Here is a 19,420-nt window from a genome sequence, read left to right on the forward strand (position 1 = left end):
TGTCGTGTTCTCCGGCGCCGTCGCGCCCAGCCCGCCGCCCCGTGATCGCTGCCCAGGCGGTGATCAGGGGGTGGCGGTAGCCTGGTCGACGGATCCCGACCGGATCCCCGGACGAGGGTTCAGTACCCGGTGAGCGACAAGACTGGCCATGGAGGCGAGCATCATGTCGTGGGTCATCCTCATCATCTCCGGAGTCCTCGAGGCCGTCTGGGCCACGGCCCTCGGAAAGAGCGAGGGCTTCACCAAGCTCTGGCCGAGCGTCGTGTTCGGCATCGCCCTCGTAGCGAGCATGGGCGGGCTGGCCTGGGCGATGCGCGAGATCCCGACCGGCACCGCATACGCCGTCTGGGTCGGCATCGGCGCATCCCTCACCGTGCTCTACGCCATGATCACAGGCGACGAGGGCTTCTCCTGGGTCCGGATGCTGCTGATCATCGGACTCGTCGGCTGCATCGTCGGACTGAAACTCGTCAGCGACGCCGAATAGCCGGAGGTCGCGCGATTGTACGGCAGTGCATGTCGCACCGGGAGAGGTTGCATGGTCGCGCCGCGCACCGATGAAGTGGCCAGATGGCTCAAGACGTCAGCGCGGCACCCGTCGAGGAGAAACACGGACTGAGGCGCGTGGTGGGGGTGTGGCTCCTCTTCGCGTTCATCGTGGGCGACACGCTCGGCGCCGGGATCTACACCCTGGTGGGCACGATGGCCCTGGATGTCGGCGGCGTCATCTGGCTGCCGCTACTCATCGCGCTGGCGGTGGCCCTGCTGACCGCCGGCACGTACGCCGAGCTCATCACGAAGTACCCGCATGCCGGCGGGGCCGCGCGCTACGTCGAGCGGGCATTCGGAATCCCCTTCGTGTCGTTCCTCGTCGGGTTCTTGATGATGGCGTCGGGGATCACGACCGCGGCGGCACTCGCCAACGCCTTCGCCGGTGACTATCTCGCCACCCTCGTCGACCTCCCCGCGGCGCCGATGGCCGTCGCGTTCATCCTCGTGCTGACGCTGATCAACCTCCGCGGCGTGCGCGAGTCGCTCGGCGCGAACATGGTCGCAGCGATGATCGAGGTCTCGGGACTCGTGCTGATCATCGTCATCGCGGCCATCGTCTTCGGAGGCGGCGGCGGCGACCCGAGTCGCCTGATCGAGTTCGCGCCCGACGTGCCGCCCCTGCAGGGGGCGTTCGCAGCGACGATCATCGCGTTCTTCTCCTTCCTGGGGTTCGAGGCGGCGGCGAACATGGCCGAGGAGGTGAAGAACCCCTCCCACGCCTACCCCCGGGCGTTGTTCGGCGCCATCCTCACCGCCGCCGTCGTCTACCTGCTGATCGCCATCGGGGCCGTGATCGTTGTGCCGCCGGCCGACCTCGCCGAATCGACCGGACCGCTCCTCGAGGTGGTGACGGCGAGCGGACTCCCCGTTCCGGGCTGGCTGTTCAGCATCATCGCCCTGATCGCCATCGCCAACGGCGCGCTGCTGTTCATGGTCATGGCAAGCCGGGTCGGCTACGGCCTCGGAGAGGCGGGATTGCTTCCGCGGGCGTTCCGGCGGGTTCTCCCGAAACGTCGCACGCCGTGGGTGTCGATCGTCGTGGTGGCGGCCGTCACGATCCTCCTGACGCTGCTCGGTGACGTCGCGACGCTCGCAGAGACGACCGTCCTGCTGCTGCTGCTGGTCTTCCTCTCCGCCAACGTCAGCGTCCTGGTCTTGAAGAAGGACCGGGTGGAGCACCCCCACTTCTCCGTCCCCCGGGCCGTCCCGATCCTGGCGATCATCGCCAGCATCGTGCTCCTCACCCAGCAGACCGGCCCCGTGTGGCTCGGAACGCTGGTCTATCTCGCGGTCGGCTCGGTGCTCTTCGTCGTCGCCAGGGCGCGGCGAAAGCACGAGATGCGCACTGAGCGGATCGACGTCATTCCGCCGTCGACGGCGCCGGCTCCTTCGGAATCACCAGCAGCTCCGAGATCCGACGACGATCGAGCCCGGTGACCTTGAGCGTCGCCCCATCCACCTCGACGGTGTCGCCGACGACGGCCAGGCGCCCGAGCCGCTCCAGCATGAAACCGGCGATCGTGTCGGACGACCCGCGGGGGAGGGTGAGCCCGGTGGCCTCCTCGAAGTCCTGCAGATTCAGCCGGCCGTCGACGGTGCCGCCGTTCTCCGACAGGTCGGCGGTCGCGGCATCCGTGTCGTACTCATCGAAGATCTCACCCACGACCTCCTCGACCAGGTCCTCGAGGGTGACGATCCCGTCGGTGCCGCCGTACTCGTCGACGACGACGGCGATCTGGTCGCCGGCCGCCCGCATGCCCGTGAGGGTCGGGAGCACCCGCGCGGTCGAGGGCAGATAGGGGATGGCGCGAACGAGCGGCCCGATGGGCTGACGCGGGTCGACCGCCGCGGCCTCGAACAGGTCGCGGACATGGACGAACCCCGTGATGTCGTCGATCGACTGATCGACGACGGGATAGCGCGAGTACGGCAGCTCGCGCACCCGCGCGGCGGCATCGCCCACCTCGTCGGCGTGATCCAGAGCGACCACCTCGGGGCGGGGGCGCATGACCTCGCTGATCTGACGTCCCCGGAGCGAGAGCACGTCGTCGAGGATGCGCCGCTCGTCCTCGGGCAGACCCTGGTGGCTCGAGACGATGTCGCGCAGCTCTTCCTCGGTGAGCTCGTCGCCGGTCTTGTGCGGGTCGCCGCCGAGGAGGCGCACCACCGCGTTCGTCGACACCGACAGCAGCCAGATCACCGGGCGCATGAGCACGGCGAAACCGTTCAGCACCGGTGCGACACCATAGGCGAACTGCACGTTCCGCTGGATCGCCAGGCGCTTGGGCACGAGCTCGCCCAGCACGAGCGAGAGGTACGCGATCATCAGCGTCAGGACCACGGTGGCGATCGTGAGGGAGAGGCCCTCGTCGAGTCCGAGGGAGACGAAGAGCGGCGCGACACTCGGGGCGATCGACGATGCGCCGTAGGCGGCTGACGCGAAGCCCGCCACCGTCACGCCGATCTGCACGGCCGAGAGGAACGTGTTGGGGTTGCGGGCCAGGTCGGCGACCTTCTGGCCGCGCTTGCCGCGCGCGGCGAGGGCGTTCACCTGGCTGTCGCGGAGGGTCACCAGCGCCATCTCGGTGGCGGCGAACACCCCGCCGATGAGGACGAAGACCACCACGAGGGCGATGTTGAGGAGGAGGTCGCCGTTCATCGGTTCACCTCCCCTCGCGGGGACGCGCCCGGGGTCACCCGGGCGCCGGGACTATGACAGTCGGATCCGTCCGCAGTTTTCGGCATGCGAGCCACGGTAGCGGTCCACGCTTCGAAACCGCCGTGTGCCGCATGCCGGGACGACGCCGATCAGACCAGGAGCGGCCCCGCGACATCCATCCTGTCGTTGTCGATGAGCCACCTGACCGACTCGAGGATCGCGTCTTCGGGTTCGTACCGCGGGCGATAGCCGAGCAGCGAACGAGCCTTGTCGATGCTGAGGTAGTGGTTGCGGTGCAGATGCCCCCAGCTCGCGTTGGCGTACCGTTCGCTCGTCTCGGTGCGGAACTGCTCCCAGGTGATGCACTCCAGAGACAGAGGCTGTCCGAACCAGGATGCCGCGGCCGCCGCGTATCCCCGGACGGTCAGCGCGGACGGCGCGACGGCGTGGAAGTCTTCGCCGGCGGCGGCGTCGCGGTGCGTGAGGGCGAGCTCGAAGACCTGCGCGACGTCGTCGGCGTGGACGTGGTGCATGAGGGCGCCGTCCCCTCCCGGCACCCGCAGGGTGCGGCCCGCCGACAGATCGGACCAGACGCGCGGATCGCCGTTGCCGAGCGGCCCGACCGGCGTCCAGCCCGGGCCGACGATGTGACCGGGGTCGACGGTGGTGGTGACGAGCCCCCCGGCGGCGGTCTCCGCGGCCAGCAGCGCGGCGATCTCGGCCTTGAGGATGCCGTACTCGTCGAACGGCGGCGTGCCCTCGCCCTCACGGATCGGCACCCGGTCGCTCGGGCCGTAGCGCCAGAGGGTTCCGCAGTGAACGAGGTGCCCGACGCGACCGCGCAGGGCCTCGACGAGGGAGCGCGAGGACTCCGGGGTGAACGCGAGGAGGTCGACGACGGCGTCGGGGTCGTGGGCGAGCACGATCTCGCCGAACGTGCCGTCGCGGTCGGCGGCCTCTCTGTCGGCGACGACCTGCTGCACCGCGTTCCACTCCGAGGAGGCGACGTACGGCGGCCTCGCACCTCTGCTGATCGAGACGACCTCGTGGCCGGCGCGGATGAGCCGTGGAACGAGGAAGGTGCCGATGTGGCCGGTTCCGCCGATGACGACGACGCGCACGCTGTCTGCCTCTCCGTGCGGGCGAGGCGCCGGCGCACCCCTCGAGCCTAGGGTGCCGATGTCGGACGCGGCCGGTAGCGTGCGCGTCATGAAGGTCCCGGTCGACGCCCTCCGTGCGGCGCGCGAATCCGCGCAGCGGCGCCTCGCCGAGGTCGAGGTGCAGCTCGCGCAGCTGCGCGATGCGCGCGGCGCCGAGTCCGCCGACGACGAACACGATCCCGAGGGAGGAACCCTTTCTGCGGAGTGGTCGCGCATCGAGGGGGTGCGTGTCGACGTGATGGCCGAGCTCGCGGGCATCGACGCCGCCTTCGACCGGGTGTCGGCGGGTTCCTACGGCATCTGCGAGGTGTGCGCGGACCCCATCCCGGAAGGGCGGCTGGAGGTGCGTCCCACCGCGACCCGCTGCGTTCGCTGCGCCGAGAGGCGGCAGTAGTCTTAGTGCGGCGGCCACCGGTTCCTCGCACGGCCGGAAGACGACGAAACGAGCGAGCATGAGCACGAACCCTCCCGGCTGGTACGACTACGGCCCCGGCACCCGTCGGTGGTGGGACGGTGCGAAGTGGACCGAGCACGTGCAGTCGACCGAGGACGGAACGGATGCGCCGCCGGCCGGACCCGATGCCCCTCCCTCGGCTCCGGGTTTCACCGGTGCGCCCGGGAATGCACCCGCCGGGGGAGCCTTCACCGCGGCGACCGCGCCGAAGAAGTCCAAGCTCTGGATCCTGTGGGTGGTTCTGGGTGTCGTGCTCCTCGGCATCGTCATCGCCGCCGCCGTGCTCATCCCGATCCTGATCGGGGTCTTCGCGTCGGGTGGCGGCGTCGACGAAGCCGACCAGCAGGAGGCCGTCCGGGCGGTCGAGCTCTACGACGAGGCATGGCGCGAGGGTGACTGCGACAAGTACCTCGAGGCGACGTCGGAGGCCTTCCGCACCGGCAATCAGCTCACCGACTGCACGGCGTTCGAAGAGGCCTCCGCCGGATTCGCCTCATCGGTGGAGAACTACCAGATCGAGGTGGTGGGGATCAGCGCGTCCGATGGTTCGATCTACGTCGACACCACCGAGACGTACGACAGCTTCTTCAACGCCGACGGCGAGCCCCTGGACACTCCGGAGCCGATCGAGGAGAGCTGGCAGTACACGGTGATCGAGATCGACGGCGCCTGGGTCATCGACAACGCTTTCGTCGGCGAATGACCGACGCCCCCACGGCGCGCGATGCGCGCTTCGTCTTCACGTGCCTCGGCGTCGGTTTCGTCGCCGGACTGATGTCCGGCCTGTTCGGGGTCGGGGGCGGCACCGTCGTCGTCCCGCTCCTCGTGCTCGTGCTCGGGTACGGTCAGCGGCTTGCGGCGGGAACGTCGCTGGCGGCCATCGTTCCGACGGCCGCGGTCGGCGTGATCGCCTATGCGGTGAACGACTCCGTCGCCTGGATCCCCGCTCTCATCCTCGCCGCGGGCGCGGTGGTGGGAGCGCAGATCGGCACCTGGCTGCTTCCGCGGACACCCGTGACGGTCCTTCGGTGGGGTTTCGTCGGATTCCTCGTGATCGTGATCGTGTCCCTGTTCCTGGTGATCCCCTCGCGGGATGCCGGCCTTCCGCTCACCGTCGTGACAGTGCTCGGCCTCGTCGCGCTGGGTGTCGTCACCGGCATCCTCGCGGGTCTTCTCGGCGTCGGCGGCGGGGTGATCGTGGTCCCGGTGCTGCTGCTCCTCTTCGGCACGAGTGACCTCCTCGCCAAGGGGACCTCGCTGCTGATGATGATCCCGACGGCGATCTCGGGCACCGTCGGCAACCTGATCCGCAAGAACGTCGACCTCCCTGCCGCCGCGATCGTCGGGATCGCCGCGTGTGCGACCGCCCCCGTCGGCACGTGGCTGGCCACCCTCGTCGACCCGCAGCTGGGCAACATCCTCTTCGCGGCCTTCCTGACGATCATCGCCGTGCAGATGGCCGTGCGCGCCATTCGGGGGCGCAAGACCGCTCGGTAGGATGATCCGGTGCCAGTGAACCCCGAACTCGTCGGTCGCGTGTTCCCTCCGACGCCGCCGTATCTCGTGGGCCGCGAGAAAGTGCGCGAGTTCGCGCGAGCGGTCTTCGCCGACGACCCCCAGCACCTCGACCCCGAGGCCGCGCGTGCCCTCGGCTACGCCGACGTCGTCGCGCCCCCGACGTTCCCGATCGTGCTGCAGGACGTCACGCTGCAGCAGCTGCTCGCCGAACCCGACAGCGGCATCGAGCTGTCGCGCGTGCTCCACGCCGAGCAGCGCTTCCGGTACTCGCGTCCGATCGTCGCGGGCGACGAGCTGACCGCCCAGCTCAGCGTCACCGGCATCCGCACCCTCGGCGGCAACGCCATGGTCACCAGCGAAGCCGAGATGGTCGACGCCGCCGGCGCCCACGTCGTGACCGCGACATCCGTTCTGCTCGTGGGCGAGGGCGACGCATGAACGCCGTCACCGTGGGCGATGTCGCCGCCGAACGCACGATCCACCTCACACGCGAATCGCTGGTGCGATACGCCGGAGCGTCGGGCGATTTCAACCCCATCCACTACCGCGACGACATCGCCGCCGAGGTCGGGCTTCCCGGAGTCCTCGCGCACGGCATGCTCACGATGGGTGTCGCCGTCGGCACGATCATGCCGTGGCTCGGCGACGGCGGTCGCATCCTCGACTACGGTGTGCGGTTCACTCGACCGGTCGTCGTCGACGCGGTCGACGGCGCCGATCTTCACATCGTCGCCCGGATCGGTCAGGTGACCGACGAGGCGGTCCGCATCGACCTCACCGTGACCGCCGCCGACACCACGGTGCTCGGAAAGGCGCAGGTGCGCGTGCGGCCGGCGGACGCCGCCGGTGCGCCTGTCGGCGACGGGACTCGATGACCGAGGTTTCCCCCGTCGCGCTCTCGAGCCTCACGACGCTTCGCGCAGGCGGAATCCCCGAGCGGATGATCGAGGCGCGGACGACCGGTGAACTCGTCGACGCGCTCCGCGACGTGTGGGCGACGGGTGACCCCTGGTTCGTGCTCGGCGGCGGATCGAACCTGCTCGTGGGCGACGAGCCGTTCCCGGGCACGGTCGTGCGGATCCTGACCCACGGGATCGAGACGCTCCCCGCCGCACGCGAGGGATTCATCCGCCTCCGGGTACAGGCCGGGCACGACTGGGACGCATTCGTGGGGTACACCGTCGAGCACGGGTTCGCGGGCGTCGAGGCGATGTCGGGCATTCCCGGGACCGTCGGGGCCGCGCCCGTGCAGAACATCGGCGCGTACGGTCAGGAGATCGTCCAGTCCCTCATCGAGGTCGAGCTCATCGACGAGACCACCGGCGAGGTGTCCACCGTTCCGGCCGCCGAGCTCGGGCTCGGCTTCCGCACCTCGGTGCTCAAACACCACTACGGCTCGGTGCCCGAACGACGCGCGGTGATCCTGTCGGTCACGGTGGAGCTCGCGGTCATCGGAGACGCGCCCCGTGAGATCCACGGCGATCAGCTGCGGACGGCGCTCGGCCTCCAGCCCGGCGCCGCAGTGACGCTCGCCTTCGTCCGCGAACAGGTGCTGCAGATCCGCGCGCGGAAGGGCATGGTGCTCGATGACGCCGACCCCGACACGTGGAGCGCCGGATCCTTCTTCCAGAACGCCGTCGTCTCGGCATCCTTCGCCCGGACCCTCCCGCCGGAGTGCCCGCGCTGGCCGGTCGCGCCCGACTTCGATCCGGTGGTGGTGGTGGCGTTGTCGAACTTCGACGGCAGCGTGCCGCCCCTATCGACAGCGGAGTCCGATGTGAAGGTCAGTGCCGGCTGGCTCATCGAGCAGTCGGGCATCCGCAAGGGCTTCAAGCTTCCGCGTTCGCGCGCCGCGGTGTCGACCAAGCACGCTCTCGCGCTGACCAACCGGGGCGGCGCGACCGCCGCCGAGATCGCGGAGCTGGCGCGCTTCATCCAGGGCCGGGTGCACGCCGAGTTCGGCCTGCTGCTCCAGCCCGAGCCGGTCTTGATCGGCGTCGACCTCTAGCCTGCGACGACGCGTCCTCGCGGTCATCCATTCTCCCCAGCTCACCCGCTTCGCGCTCTTTCCGCGGTTCGTTCGTCGCAGATGTACGCGATGGGACGCCCCGGACGTACGTATGCGACGAACGAACGGTGATCGAGGTAGGGGTGGGTGGGTGGGGTGGGGCGAGGGAGCGCGGTCATTGATCCGTCACCCCTCGCCCATCGCCCCGGCTGACCCGCCTCGCGGTCCTACTCCCGTTCGTTCGTCGCAGATGTACGCGATGGGACGCCCCGGACGTACGTATGCGACGAACGAACCGGGATGAGTGCGGGGCGCGGGGTGCGGAGCGGGAGCGAGCGGATGCTGCGGCGCGGCGCGCCGCGAAGATCACGCGCGAAGGAGCTGCCGGGCGGCCAGCCCGATGATCGCGCTGTAGGTGGGGTAGGCGAACTTCACGCCCGCAAGGGTTGCGACATCGATGCCGGCCGCCATCGCGGTCGTCACCGACTGGATCACCTCGACGGCGTTCTCGCCGACGGCGTGAGCGCCGAGGATCAGCTCGCGTCGGTTGTCGGTGATGAGCTTGAGGAAGCCCACGGCGCGGTCGTCGATGACGGCCCGCTCGAGATCGGCGTAGTCGGCCACAGCCACGATGCAGCGCGCGTCGCGCTGCCGGGCCTGCTCCTCGGTGAGTCCGACTCCGGCGTAATCGGGATCGGTGAATCCGCCCGCCGGGAGGAGGTGATGCGGGGTGCGGCGATTGACGCCGAGGACCGCGTTCTCCGCCGCCGCCTCGCCTTCGAACTGCGCGGCCTGCACGAGCATGTCACGCCCGATCGCGTCGCCCACGGCCAGGATGTGCGACACCTCCGAACGGAAATACGCGTCGACCGGGATCGACGAACGCTCGATCCGGACGCCCGCGTGCTCGAGCCCGAGATCTTCGACGTCGGCGGGCCATCCGGTGGCCATCACCACCGCGTCGAAGCGATCCTCGGCCGGTCCGTCCTGCTCGCGCCAGCGGAGCACGATCCCGCTGCCGTCCTTCTCCAGGGCGTCGACGCCGGCGATTCCGGTGCGCACCGTCATCCCGTGGCCCTCGAACGAGGCGGCGATCGCGGCGGAGACCTCGGGGTCGGAGGCCATGAGCACGCGCGGTGCCACGTCGAGGAGACTCACCTTCGAGCCGAACGACTCGAAAACGGTCGCCAGCTGCGCGCCGGTGTTGCCCGCACCGATGATCGCGACGCGAGGCGGAAGGCCCGGCAGCTCCAGCACGTGTTCGGGCACGGTCGCGAGCTCCGCGCCCGGAAGGGGGAGCCGCCGGGAGTGCCCGCCGACCGCCACGATGACCGAGGAGGCACGGATGCGCCGACCGGAGTCCAGACGCAGGGTGTGCGCATCGGCGAAGCGCGCCCGCCCCTCCTGCACGAGGTCGATCCCCGCCGCGCCGAACCTCTCGGCCTCGTTCTTCACCGCCCGCACCCGGTCGACCCGCTCATGGACACGGGCGACGGTGGCGGGCCAGTCCAGTGCCTCGGGGTGGGTCACCACGCCGTAGTCTCGGGCCGCACCCACCTCGCGCATCAGCCGGGCGGCCTTGGCGAGCACACGGGTGGGCACGCAGCCGGTGTTCACGCAGGTGCCGCCGAGGCGGTCGGATGCCTCGAGCACGACCACCTTCGCACCGAGCTCTGTGGCGCGAAGGGCTGCCGCCGTCCCGGCGGGGCCTGCTCCGATGACGGCGAGATCGTATGAGGCGGTAGGAGGGGTCACGCAGTCAGTGTGGCATCCGATCACCACGGCAGGATCCGCCGGCGGTCAAACCGCGACGAGGTGGGGTGATCAGGCGCCGAACAGGCGCTGCAGGCGCTGCACACCCTCGAGGAGGGCGTCGTCGCCGAGCGCGTACGACAGGCGGAGGTACCCGCTGGGTCCGAACGCCTCGCCCGGAACCACCGCCACCTCGGCCTTCTCGAGGATGAGGTCGGCGAGCTCGAGGGTGGTGGTCGGCGTCACGCCGGCCCACTCACGGCCGAGGAGCCCCTGCACGTCGGGGTAGACGTAGAAGGCGCCGAGCGGGTTCGGCACCGTGACGCCGGGGATCTTCGCCAGCTCCGTCACGATCACGCGGCGACGGCGGTTGAACGCGCTCCGCATCTTCTCGGCCTCGACCTGCGGGCCGGTGAGGGCAGCCAGGGCGGCACGCTGCGCGATGTTGTTGACGTTGCTCGACAGGTGCGACTGCAGGTTCGCGGCGAGCTTGATGGCGTCGGCCGGCCCGACCATCCAGCCCACGCGCCATCCGGTCATCGCGTAGGTCTTGGCGACGCCGTTGACGAGGATGGTCTGGCCGGCGACATCCGGCACCGCCTCGACGATCGATGTGGCGCGGGCGCCGTCGTAGACGAGGTTCTGGTAGATCTCGTCGGAGATCACCCAGATGCCGTGCTCGAGCGCCCATTCTCCGATCGCGCGCGTCTCATCGGCGGAGTAGACCGCGCCGGTGGGATTGGAGGGCGAGACGAAGACGAGCACCGTCGTCCGCTCGGTGCGAGCCGCTTCCAACTGTTCGACGGTGACCTTGTACTCCTGGTCGGCCCCGGCGAAGACCTCCACGGGCACGCCGTCTGCAAGGCGGATCGCCTCGGGATAGGTCGTCCAGTACGGTGCGGGCAGCAGCACCTCGTCGCCGGGGTTCACCACGGCCTGGAACGCCTGATACACCGCCTGCTTGCCGCCGTTGGTGACGATGATCTGCGACGACTCGACGTCCCACCCCGAGTCGCGAAGGGTCTTGGCGGCGATCGCCTCGCGCAGCACCGGCAGTCCTGCAGCGGGGGTGTAGCGGTAGTTCGCCGGGTCGCTCAGGGCTTCGGCAGCGGCGTCGACGATGAACGAGGGCGTGGCGAAGTCGGGTTCTCCCGCGGCGTACGAGATCACCGGGCGGCCGGCGGCCTGCAGCGCCTTGGCCTTCGCGTCGACCTTGAGCGTGGCCGATTCGGCGATCGCGGACAGTTTGCGGGAGAGAGGAGCGCGGGAGGTCACGATATGAGAGTAGCGGCGCACCGCCGTGCGCACCGGGTCGAAAGGCCTCTGCCGGTCCCCGCCGACGCCGAAACCGACACCGCCCGCCGGGACCGCACGCGTGGGCGTGCGTCTCGACGGGCGAGTGCGGTCTCGGCAGGCCGGCTCAGGCGAGGTAGCGGGTGTAGGCCGGGACGGTGAGGAACGCGGGGAACTCCGGCTGCAGCGCGACCTCGCGGAACAGCTCGGCGGCGTCGTCGAACCGGTCGCCGTCGCTGCGAGCCACCTCGCCCAACACCTCTCCGATGAGCCCCTCGACGTAGTCGGCCGTGATGGGCGTGCCGTCCGAAAGAGAGCGGTCCTGGTGGATCCACTGCCAGATCTGCGAGCGGCTGATCTCGGCGGTTGCCGCGTCTTCCATCAGATTGTCGATGGCGACCGCGCCCACTCCCCGCAGCCATGCCTCGAGATAGCGGATCGCCACCGACACGTTGGCGTGCACACCCGCGGCGGTGACGGGGAGTCCGATGTGCACGTCGATCAGCTGCGCCGCGGTCACCGTCACGTCGTCGCGCCGGCGGTCGACCTGATTCGGCCGGTCGCCGAGCACCGCATCGAACTCCGCCCGGGCGATCGGGATGAGGTCGGGGTGGGCGACCCAGGTGCCGTCGAAGCCGTCCGCGGCCTCGCGCTTCTTGTCGGCGGCGACCTTCTCGAATGCCCTCGTGGTCACCTCGGGGTCGCGCCGGTTCGGGATGAAGGCGCTCATCCCGCCGATCGCGAACGCCCCGCGCTTGTGGCACGTCTGCACCAGCAACTCGGTGTACGCCCGCATGAACGGCACCGTCATCGTCACGTCGCTGCGATCGGGAAGGACGAATCGCGCACCGCGCCCGCGATAGTTCTTGATGATCGAGAAGATGTAGTCCCAGCGCCCGGCGTTCAGCCCCGCGCAGTGGTCGCGCAGCTCGAACAGGATCTCCTCCATCTCGAACGCCGCGGGAAGCGTCTCGATCAGCACCGTGGCGCGGATCGTGCCGTGCGGTATGCCCAGGGCGCGCTCGGTGAAGGTGAAGACGTCATCCCACAGCCGCGCCTCCTCCGCGCTCTCGAGCTTCGCGAGATAGAAGTAGGGGCCGCGACCGGCGTCGATCAGCGCCTGCGCGTTGTGGAAGACGTACAGGCCGTAGTCGACGAGTGATCCCGATGCCGACAGAGTGCGACCGGTGCGATCGGTGAACTCGATGTGCGCCTCGGGCAGGTGCCAGCCCCGCGGACGCATCACGATCGTCGGGGTCTGCTCCGCCGTCACGCGGTAGCTCTTGCCCTCGGGGCTCGTGTACGACAGCTGTCCACGGATGGCGTCGAACAGCGACAGTTGGCCCTCGATGACGTTCCGCCACGTCGGCGAGGTGGCGTCCTCCTGGTCGGCGAGCCACACCTTCGCGCCGGAGTTCAACGCGTTGATCGTCATCTTCGGATCGGTCGGGCCGGTGATCTCGACCCGGCGGTCCTCCAGGCCCGGGCCGGCACCGGCCACCCGCCACTGCGGATCGTCGCGGATGTGCGCGGTGTCGTGGCGGAAGTGCGGGTCGCGACCATTGCCGATCTCGAAGCGGTGACGCATGCGCTCGGCGAGGCGGTCGTGGCGGCGACCACCGAAGCGGTCATGGAGGGAGGTGACGAAGGCGAGGGCTTCGGGGGTGAGGATCTCGTCGTACCGCGGGCCCAGCTCACCGGTCACCCGGATCGTCGGCTGGTGCGTGCGGATGGGCCCGGTGGTCGGCCGCAGCATCGGCGGCGGAGTGGTCGGGAGGGGTGGGGCTGTCGTGAGGGTCATGATCGGGTCCTTCTGGTTCGACGAAGCACGGGTCAGTGGAACTGCTGAGCCTCGGTGGATCCCACCAGGGCGAGGGTGGCGCTGTCGGGGTTGAGCGCCGTGGACACGCGGTCGAAGTAGCCGGTTCCGGCCTCCCGCTGATGCCGGGTGGCGGTGTAGCCCGCCGCCTCGGCGGCGAACTCCGCCTCTTGGAGCTCGACGTAGGCGGTCATCGCCCGGTCGGCGTAGCCGCGAGCGAGGTCGAACATCGAGTAGTTCAGGGCGTGGAAACCGGCGAGGGTGATGAACTGGAACTTGTAGCCCAGCTCTGCCAGCTCCTGCTGGAACGTCGCGATCTGCCGGTCATCGAGGTGCCGCTTCCAGTTGAAGCTCGGCGAGCAGTTGTACGCCAGGAGCTTTCCGGGGAACTGCGCGTGCACGGCCGCGGCGAATTCGCGGGCGAGTTCGATGTCGGGTTCGCCGGTCTCGACCCACAGCAGGTCGGCATAGGGCGCGAAGGCGAGGCCACGGGCGATCACCGAGTCCAGGCCCGGACGCACCCGGTAGAACCCCTCGGCGGTGCGCTCGCCGGTGAGGAACGGGCGGTCGCGCTCGTCGACGTCGCTGGTGAGGAGGTCGGCCGCCAGGGCGTCGGTGCGCGCGATCATGACGGTGGGCACGCCCGCGACATCCGCCGCCAGTCTCGCCGCATTCAGGGTCCGGATGTGCTGCTGGATCGGCACGAGGACCTTGCCGCCGAGGTGGCCGCACTTCTTCTCGCTGGCCAGCTGGTCTTCCCAGTGGATGCCGGCCGCACCCGACTGGATCAGCGACTGCGCCAGTTCGTAGGCGTTCAGCGGGCCGCCGAAGCCGGCCTCGGCATCGGCCACGATCGGAGCCAGCCAATCCCGGGTGGGCGTGCCCTCGGCGTGCTCGATCTGGTCCTGGCGGATGAGCGCATTGTTGATCCGGCGCACCACGGCGGGAACCGAGTTGGCGGGGTACAGGCTCTGGTCGGGGTAGGTCTGCCCGGCGAGGTTTCCGTCGGCGGCGACCTGCCAGCCCGAGAGGTAGATGGCCTTCAGTCCCGCACGCACCTGCTGCACGGCCTGACCTCCGGTGTAGGCGCCGAGGGCCCGGATGTAGTCCTCGGTGTGGAGCAGGTTCCACAGGCTCTCCGCTCCTCGGCGGGCGAGGGTGCTCTCCTCGCGCACCGAACCACGGAGGGCGACGACATCGTCGGCGGTGTAGGTGCGCTGGACACCGTCCCAGCGAGGATCGGTCTCCCAGGCCTCCTGCAGCTCCGCGGCGGTCTGCGTCTGGTCTCCGGCGCGGAGCGGCGGGCGGCTGGCGGCGGTGGCGGTCATGGTGCTCTCCTTCATCGGATGTCTCGTGCCGACCGGGTCGAAACGAGAAGGTCGTGAACTCACTCTCCGTGAAGTTCACGGCCTCCACCCACCGATTCGCGTGTGAAGTTTCACCAAAATTCTGCTTCTGTGACAGAATGCCGGTCATGACGCTCGCCTCCGACCGCGAAGAAACCGTCGACCCCGACTCGGGCATCGAGGACGACGCGCTCGATCCGCTGATGATCGGCCGTCGCATCCGAGCCGCGCGCACCCAGCGCGGGATGACACTGGAATCCCTCGCCGACGCGGTCGGCCGGGCGCCGAGCCAGCTCTCCATGATCGAGAACGGCCGCCGCGAGGCGCGTCTGTCACTGCTGCAGTCCATCGCGAAGGCGCTCGGAACGACGCTCGACGCCCTGCTCGCCGGCGATCCGCTCGACGAACGGGCGACGCTCGAGATCTCGCTCGAGCGCGCGATGCGGGGGCAGACGTTCCAGGCGCTCGGCATCCCTCCGTTCCGCGTCGGCAAGACGATCCCGACCGAGGTGCTCTCGGCCCTGATGACCCTGCAGGGCGAGATCGAGCGCCTCCGCGACGAGCGCTCGGCCACGCCCGAGGAAGCACGACGCGCCAACGTGGCGCTTCGGCGCCTCATGCGTACGCAGGACAACTACTTTCCCGAACTCGAGACCGAGGCCCGGCGGGTCCTCGACGCCGTGGATCACCCCGGCGGACCGCTGACCCAGCGCGCGGCCTCCGACATCGCCGCGCACCTCGGCTTCACGCTGCACTACGTCGCCGACCTGCCGCAGACCACGCGGAGCGTCGCCGACATGAAGAACGGCCGCCTCTACCTCTCCAGTCGCGTGCCCGCCAAGGGCGACCCGCGCACCGCGGTGCTGCAGGCGCTGTCCAGCCGCATCCTGGGTCATCAGGAGCCGAGGAGTTACGCCGAGTTCCTCCGCCAGCGGGTGGAGACGAACTACCTCACCGGTGCGCTGCTCGTTCCCGAGGCGCACGTGGTGCCCTATCTGCAGGAGGCGAAGAAGGACCGCGCGATCTCGATCGAAGATCTGCGAGACGCGTACTCGGTGACGTACGAGACCGCCGCACACCGCTTCACGAATCTCGCGACGGTGCACCTGGGCATCCCGGTGCACTTCCTCAAGGTGCACGAGTCGGGAACGATCACCAAGGCGTACGAGAACGACGACGTGAACTTCCCCACCGATCGACTCGGCTCCATCGAGGGACAGATGTGCTGCCGGCGGTGGACCTCGCGGGTCGTGTTCGACATCGCCGACAAGTTCAACCCGTACTACCAGTACACCGACACCGGCAACGGCACCTACTGGTGCACCGCGCGGGTGGAGCCCTCGAGCGAGGGCGCGCACTCGGTGTCGGTGGGGGTCCGCTTCGACGACACCAAGTGGTTCCACGGGCGCGACACCGCGAACCGCGGCGTGTCGCGGCACTCGGTCGAGGTCTGCTGTCGTCGGGCGCCGGCGGAGCTGGAGTCGGCGTGGCGCGAGCACTCCTGGCCGAATGTCCGGACGCCCCGGACCCTGCTCGCGACGCTCCCGACCGGTTCTTTCCCCGGGGTGGACACGACGGAGGTCTACGAGTTCCTTCAGGCGCACGCCCCGGCATCCGGCTCCTGATCCGTGACCCGTGACCGGTGACCCGTGACCCGTGACCCGTGACCCGTGACCCGTCGATTTTTGCGGCCCGGATGCGGCGGAAGCAGCCATTTCTGACGGCTCGCGATGCTGGGCGGGGGAGGGGGTGGGAGGAGCTGGGTCAGGAGGATGCCGCGAAGGCCGCCCACAGCTCCGCACGCACCGCGAACGACGACAGGTCGCGGCCGAGCACCCGTTCGGCCAGGGCCAGGCGCGTGCGCACCGTGTGGCGGTGCACCCCGAGGGCGCGTGCGCACGCCTCGTGCGAGCAGTCCTGCTCGAGCCAGGTGCGCAGCGTCGCGACGAGCGCCGTGGCGTGGTCGGCATCGTGGGTCGCGAGCGGTGCGAGCTCGGCGTCGGCGACGGCGCGCGCCTCGCCCGAGAGCGCGGTCAGCGCGGCGATCACGCCCGATCGTGCCACCTCGGCGAAGTGCGTCACGGGTCCGCCGCCGCGCTCCGCCGCGCGGTCGCGTGCGATGCGCGCCTGTTCGACCGCCGCCGCGAAGCCGTCGTAGCCGGCGGCGTCGGACACGCCGAGTCGCGCGTCGAACCGCTCGACGAGCTCGTCGAGCACGTCGGGCGCTGCGGCCGGGACGACCACCGCGAGTCCGTCTCCGCTTCGTCCGAAGAACACCGCCCCGCGCCGTTCCTCAGCGCGCAGCTCGAGGAATTCGGCGACACTGTCGACGCGCGCGGTCGTGGCATCCGTCATCGCCACCACCACCGGCGGGGCCGGCAGCGAACCCCAGAGATCGCGGGAGATCCGCCGCGCGAGAGCGGGATCGCCCGACAGCAGCGACTGCACGAGACCGGCCCGAAGGGTGCCTCGGGCGCGGGCGAGACCCTGCTGCTGTTCGAGGGCGAGGCCGGCCATCGCGATCACCGCGGTCACGACCCCGCGGCCCTCCTGATCGAGGTCGCCGGCGGCGATGGCGATGACGCCGCGCAGGTGCCCGCCGCGCCCGAGGGTCTGCAGGGTGAACGGCAGACCTCCCAGGCGCATCGACGACCCGGCACGGGCACCGCGACGCAGCACTGCGTCGATCTCACCGTGCAGCGCCACGGCGGTCGCCTCGGCCAGGCCCCCGGTGGGGTGCTCGCGCGAGAGCTCGCCCGCGGCGTCGTACAGTCCGACCCAGGTGCCCAGCTGCTTGGCGAGCTCGGCCACCGTGGCTCCGAGTCCGTCGGGGCGCAGGGCCGCCATCGAGATGGCGCGCTGCGCCGCGAGCGCCCACGATCGGCGGGCGTAGCCGACGGCGGCGATGGCTTCGGCGTTGGCGCGGGCGACGGCGATGAAGGGCGTGCGGTAGGGCACTTCGAACAGCGGCATGCGGTGGCGCCGGCACGCGTCGATGAGCGTGGGCGGAATGCCGTCGCGCACGACTTCGGTGCCGAACCCGACCCCCACCACGCCCCGCTCCGACAGGCGCCGCACGTAGGCGTCGACGACGGACGCCTCGTCGGCGGACTCGAGGAACTGGGTGCCGGTGGTCAGCAGCACGAGGCCTTCGGAGAGGAACGGCGTCGGATCGAGCAGATCGGTGCTGTGGACCCACCGCACGGGGCGAGACAGGGCGTCGTCGGGGGCGGTGTCCTCGGCGCGGAGGTGGAGGTCGGTGCGGGCGAGAAGGGAGCGCAGGGTGGGGGGCGCAGCGGCATGGGCCGACGTCGTCATCGTGTCTCCTCGCGGGGAACGGTCCGCGCCGCTCCACTGTACGGATGGTACAGCCCCGGATGCAGAATGTACGCCGGGGCCGGTGCGCCGGCGGCATCCGGAACCCTACGCTCCCGGCATGACCGCTGCCACCCTCATCGCGCCCCCGCTCGGCGGACCGACCCTTCCGCAGGAGCGCCGACTCGTCACCTCCATCCCGGGCCCCCGGTCGCAGGAGCTGCTGGCCCGGAAGGCCGCGGCCGTCAGCGCCGGTGTCGGACACACCGTGCCGGTCGAGGCCGTCGCCGCCGGCGGCGGGGTGGTCGTCGACGCGGACGGCAACTCCTTCATCGATCTCGGGTCGGGCATCGCCGTCACCACGGTCGGCAACGCCCACCCCCGCATCGTCGAGGCCGTGCAGGCCCAGGTCGCGCAGTTCACCCACACCTGCTTCATGATCTCGCCGTACGAGTCGTACGTCGCCGTCGCCGAAGCGCTGAACCGCGTCACCCCTGGCGACCACGCCAAGAAGAGCGCGCTGTTCAACTCCGGCGCCGAAGCGGTGGAGAACGCCGTCAAGATCGCCCGCAAGTACACCGGCAAGCCGGCCGTCGTCGCCTTCGACCACGGCTACCACGGGCGCACGAATCTGACGATGGCGCTCACCGCCAAGGCGATGCCCTACAAGAGCGGGTTCGGGCCGTTCGCCTCGGAGATCTACCGGGCGCCGCTGTCCTACCCGTTCCGGGACGGACTGAGTGGAGCGGATGCTGCGGCGCGAGCCATCTCGGTCATCGAGAAGCAGGTCGGGGCCGACAACCTCGCTGCCGTCATCATTGAGCCCATCCAGGGCGAGGGCGGATTCATCGTTCCCGCCGACGGCTTCCTGTCGGCGCTCGTGGAGTGGTGCCGCGCGAACGATGTGGTCTTCATCGCCGACGAGGTGCAGACGGGGTTCGCCCGCACCGGCGCGATGTTCGCCAGCGACGTGTTCGGCATCGTGCCCGACCTCATCACCGCGGCCAAGGGAATGGCGGGGGGCCTGCCCCTGGCCGCCGTCACCGGGCGCGCGGAGATCATGGACGCCTCCCACCTCGGCGGGCTGGGCGGCACGTACGGCGGCAACCCCATCGCCTGCGCGGCGGCCCTGGCGGCGATCGAGGCCTTCGAGACGGAGCGCCTCATCGACAGGGCCCGCGAGATCGGCGGCATCCTCACCGAGCGCCTCCGGGCGATTCAGGCGACGGACCCGCGGCTGGGCGACGTCCGCGGCCGCGGCGCGATGGTGGCGGTCGAATTCGTCGATCCGGCTACCGGTGCACCCGACGCCGCCCTGACCGCTGCGGTTGCGAAGGCGTGCATCGCCGAGGGAGTGATCGTCCTCACCTGCGGGACGTTCGGCAACGTCATCCGATTCCTCCCTCCGCTGGCGATCGGCGACGCGCTGCTGAACGAGGGGCTCGATGTCCTCGCGAACGTGCTCGACGAGTCCCGCACCGACAGCGAGCCCGTGCTCGTCGGTGACGACGCCCCCGCCCCCACGGCAGACTGACCCGGGATGA

17 protein-coding genes and 1 riboswitch are annotated in these 19,420 nt (G+C 70.1%); of the genes, 10 read left to right on the forward strand and 7 right to left on the reverse strand.

Going from position 1 to position 19,420, the window contains the following annotated elements:
- The first annotated feature begins 87 nt into the window (after positions 1–87).
- Positions 88–150, forward strand: a riboswitch (guanidine-III (ykkC-III) riboswitch).
- Between the two features lie 13 nt (positions 151–163).
- Complete coding sequence (locus V6S02_RS15560; RefSeq protein ID WP_124294543.1) at positions 164–487, forward strand: DMT family transporter; 324 nt, start codon at positions 164–166, stop codon at positions 485–487.
- Positions 488–570: 83 nt separating this feature from the next.
- Positions 571–1,989 carry an APC family permease gene (locus V6S02_RS15565; RefSeq protein ID WP_336401565.1) on the forward strand — a complete coding sequence of 473 codons (1,419 nt, stop codon included), beginning with the start codon at positions 571–573 and terminating at the stop codon, positions 1,987–1,989.
- Here the strand turns inward: V6S02_RS15565 and V6S02_RS15570 are convergent.
- Entirely contained in the window at positions 1,913–3,211 is a 1,299-nt protein-coding gene (locus V6S02_RS15570; protein WP_124294021.1) for a hemolysin family protein, read from the reverse strand. The two genes, V6S02_RS15565 and V6S02_RS15570, sit on opposite strands and share 77 nt — an antisense overlap.
- Positions 3,212–3,360: 149 nt before the next feature.
- Positions 3,361–4,332, reverse strand: a complete 972-nt coding sequence (locus tag V6S02_RS15575; RefSeq protein ID WP_336401566.1) for an NAD-dependent epimerase/dehydratase family protein — start codon at positions 4,330–4,332, stop codon at positions 3,361–3,363.
- Positions 4,333–4,420: 88 nt separating this feature from the next.
- Between V6S02_RS15575 and V6S02_RS15580 the strand changes: the two genes are divergently transcribed.
- From V6S02_RS15580 to V6S02_RS15605, 6 genes are read left to right on the forward strand one after another with little or no spacing between them, the layout of a single operon-like run.
- On the forward strand, positions 4,421–4,765 hold the full coding sequence (locus V6S02_RS15580) for a TraR/DksA family transcriptional regulator (protein WP_336401567.1): 345 nt from the start codon (positions 4,421–4,423) through the stop codon (positions 4,763–4,765).
- 58 nt (positions 4,766–4,823) lie between these two features.
- Positions 4,824–5,528, forward strand: a complete 705-nt coding sequence (locus V6S02_RS15585; RefSeq protein ID WP_336401568.1) for a DUF2510 domain-containing protein — start codon at positions 4,824–4,826, stop codon at positions 5,526–5,528.
- Positions 5,525–6,322 carry a sulfite exporter TauE/SafE family protein gene (locus tag V6S02_RS15590; RefSeq protein WP_336401569.1) on the forward strand — a complete coding sequence of 266 codons (798 nt, stop codon included), beginning with the start codon at positions 5,525–5,527 and terminating at the stop codon, positions 6,320–6,322. The genes V6S02_RS15585 and V6S02_RS15590 overlap by 4 nt, the downstream gene beginning before the upstream one ends.
- Before the next feature lie 9 nt (positions 6,323–6,331).
- Entirely contained in the window at positions 6,332–6,781 is a 450-nt protein-coding gene (locus tag V6S02_RS15595; RefSeq protein ID WP_124294016.1) for a MaoC family dehydratase N-terminal domain-containing protein, read from the forward strand.
- Positions 6,778–7,218 (forward strand): MaoC/PaaZ C-terminal domain-containing protein, encoded by a 441-nt coding sequence (locus tag V6S02_RS15600; RefSeq protein ID WP_336401570.1) that lies wholly within the window; start codon positions 6,778–6,780, stop codon positions 7,216–7,218. The genes V6S02_RS15595 and V6S02_RS15600 overlap by 4 nt, the downstream gene beginning before the upstream one ends.
- On the forward strand, positions 7,215–8,351 hold the full coding sequence (locus V6S02_RS15605) for a UDP-N-acetylmuramate dehydrogenase (RefSeq protein WP_336401571.1): 1,137 nt from the start codon (positions 7,215–7,217) through the stop codon (positions 8,349–8,351). The genes V6S02_RS15600 and V6S02_RS15605 overlap by 4 nt, the downstream gene beginning before the upstream one ends.
- Positions 8,352–8,717: 366 nt before the next feature.
- Here the strand turns inward: V6S02_RS15605 and V6S02_RS15610 are convergent, their stop codons facing one another.
- The 4 genes from V6S02_RS15610 to aceA form a co-directional block, all read right to left on the reverse strand.
- Positions 8,718–10,106, reverse strand: coding sequence for a dihydrolipoyl dehydrogenase family protein (locus tag V6S02_RS15610; protein ID WP_336401572.1), 1,389 nt, complete (start codon positions 10,104–10,106; stop codon positions 8,718–8,720).
- A 69-nt stretch (positions 10,107–10,175) separates the two neighbouring features.
- On the reverse strand, positions 10,176–11,378 hold the full coding sequence (locus tag V6S02_RS15615) for a pyridoxal phosphate-dependent aminotransferase (RefSeq protein ID WP_124294012.1): 1,203 nt from the start codon (positions 11,376–11,378) through the stop codon (positions 10,176–10,178).
- A 145-nt stretch (positions 11,379–11,523) separates the two neighbouring features.
- Positions 11,524–13,197, reverse strand: a complete 1,674-nt coding sequence (gene aceB / locus V6S02_RS15620; protein WP_442927937.1) for a malate synthase A — start codon at positions 13,195–13,197, stop codon at positions 11,524–11,526.
- Between the two features lie 32 nt (positions 13,198–13,229).
- Positions 13,230–14,543 carry an isocitrate lyase gene (aceA, locus tag V6S02_RS15625; RefSeq protein ID WP_336401573.1) on the reverse strand — a complete coding sequence of 438 codons (1,314 nt, stop codon included), beginning with the start codon at positions 14,541–14,543 and terminating at the stop codon, positions 13,230–13,232.
- A 146-nt stretch (positions 14,544–14,689) separates the two neighbouring features.
- On the opposite strand from aceA, the gene V6S02_RS15630 reads away from it, so the two are divergent.
- The gene (locus V6S02_RS15630; protein WP_442927938.1) at positions 14,690–16,186 is read left to right on the forward strand and encodes a helix-turn-helix domain-containing protein; all 1,497 of its coding nucleotides are present in this window, start codon (positions 14,690–14,692) and stop codon (positions 16,184–16,186) included.
- A 139-nt stretch (positions 16,187–16,325) separates the two neighbouring features.
- Here V6S02_RS15630 and V6S02_RS15635 read toward each other — a convergent pair whose 3' ends face one another.
- Entirely contained in the window at positions 16,326–17,879 is a 1,554-nt protein-coding gene (locus tag V6S02_RS15635; RefSeq protein WP_336401574.1) for a PucR family transcriptional regulator, read from the reverse strand.
- A 118-nt stretch (positions 17,880–17,997) separates the two neighbouring features.
- Between V6S02_RS15635 and gabT the strand changes: the two genes are divergently transcribed.
- Positions 17,998–19,410 (forward strand): 4-aminobutyrate--2-oxoglutarate transaminase, encoded by a 1,413-nt coding sequence (gene gabT / locus V6S02_RS15640; protein ID WP_336401575.1) that lies wholly within the window; start codon positions 17,998–18,000, stop codon positions 19,408–19,410.
- Positions 19,411–19,420: the final 10 nt, after the last annotated feature.

The organism is Microbacterium sp. CCNWLW134 (assembly GCF_037083565.1).
Taxonomy (GTDB): domain Bacteria; phylum Actinomycetota; class Actinomycetes; order Actinomycetales; family Microbacteriaceae; genus Microbacterium.

Coding starts and splice junctions, on each gene's coding strand:
- V6S02_RS15560 (WP_124294543.1), top strand. CDS start 164: ATGTCGTGGGTCATCCTCATCATCTCCGGAGTCCTCGAGGCCGTCTGG.
- V6S02_RS15565 (WP_336401565.1), top strand. CDS start 571: ATGGCTCAAGACGTCAGCGCGGCACCCGTCGAGGAGAAACACGGACTG.
- V6S02_RS15570 (WP_124294021.1), bottom strand. CDS start 3,211: ATGAACGGCGACCTCCTCCTCAACATCGCCCTCGTGGTGGTCTTCGTC.
- V6S02_RS15580 (WP_336401567.1), top strand. CDS start 4,421: ATGAAGGTCCCGGTCGACGCCCTCCGTGCGGCGCGCGAATCCGCGCAG.
- V6S02_RS15585 (WP_336401568.1), top strand. CDS start 4,824: ATGAGCACGAACCCTCCCGGCTGGTACGACTACGGCCCCGGCACCCGT.
- V6S02_RS15590 (WP_336401569.1), top strand. CDS start 5,525: ATGACCGACGCCCCCACGGCGCGCGATGCGCGCTTCGTCTTCACGTGC.
- V6S02_RS15600 (WP_336401570.1), top strand. CDS start 6,778: ATGAACGCCGTCACCGTGGGCGATGTCGCCGCCGAACGCACGATCCAC.
- V6S02_RS15605 (WP_336401571.1), top strand. CDS start 7,215: ATGACCGAGGTTTCCCCCGTCGCGCTCTCGAGCCTCACGACGCTTCGC.
- aceB (WP_442927937.1), bottom strand. CDS start 13,197: ATGACCCTCACGACAGCCCCACCCCTCCCGACCACTCCGCCGCCGATG.
- aceA (WP_336401573.1), bottom strand. CDS start 14,543: ATGACCGCCACCGCCGCCAGCCGCCCGCCGCTCCGCGCCGGAGACCAG.
- V6S02_RS15630 (WP_442927938.1), top strand. CDS start 14,690: ATGACGCTCGCCTCCGACCGCGAAGAAACCGTCGACCCCGACTCGGGC.
- V6S02_RS15635 (WP_336401574.1), bottom strand. CDS start 17,879: ATGACGACGTCGGCCCATGCCGCTGCGCCCCCCACCCTGCGCTCCCTT.
- gabT (WP_336401575.1), top strand. CDS start 17,998: ATGACCGCTGCCACCCTCATCGCGCCCCCGCTCGGCGGACCGACCCTT.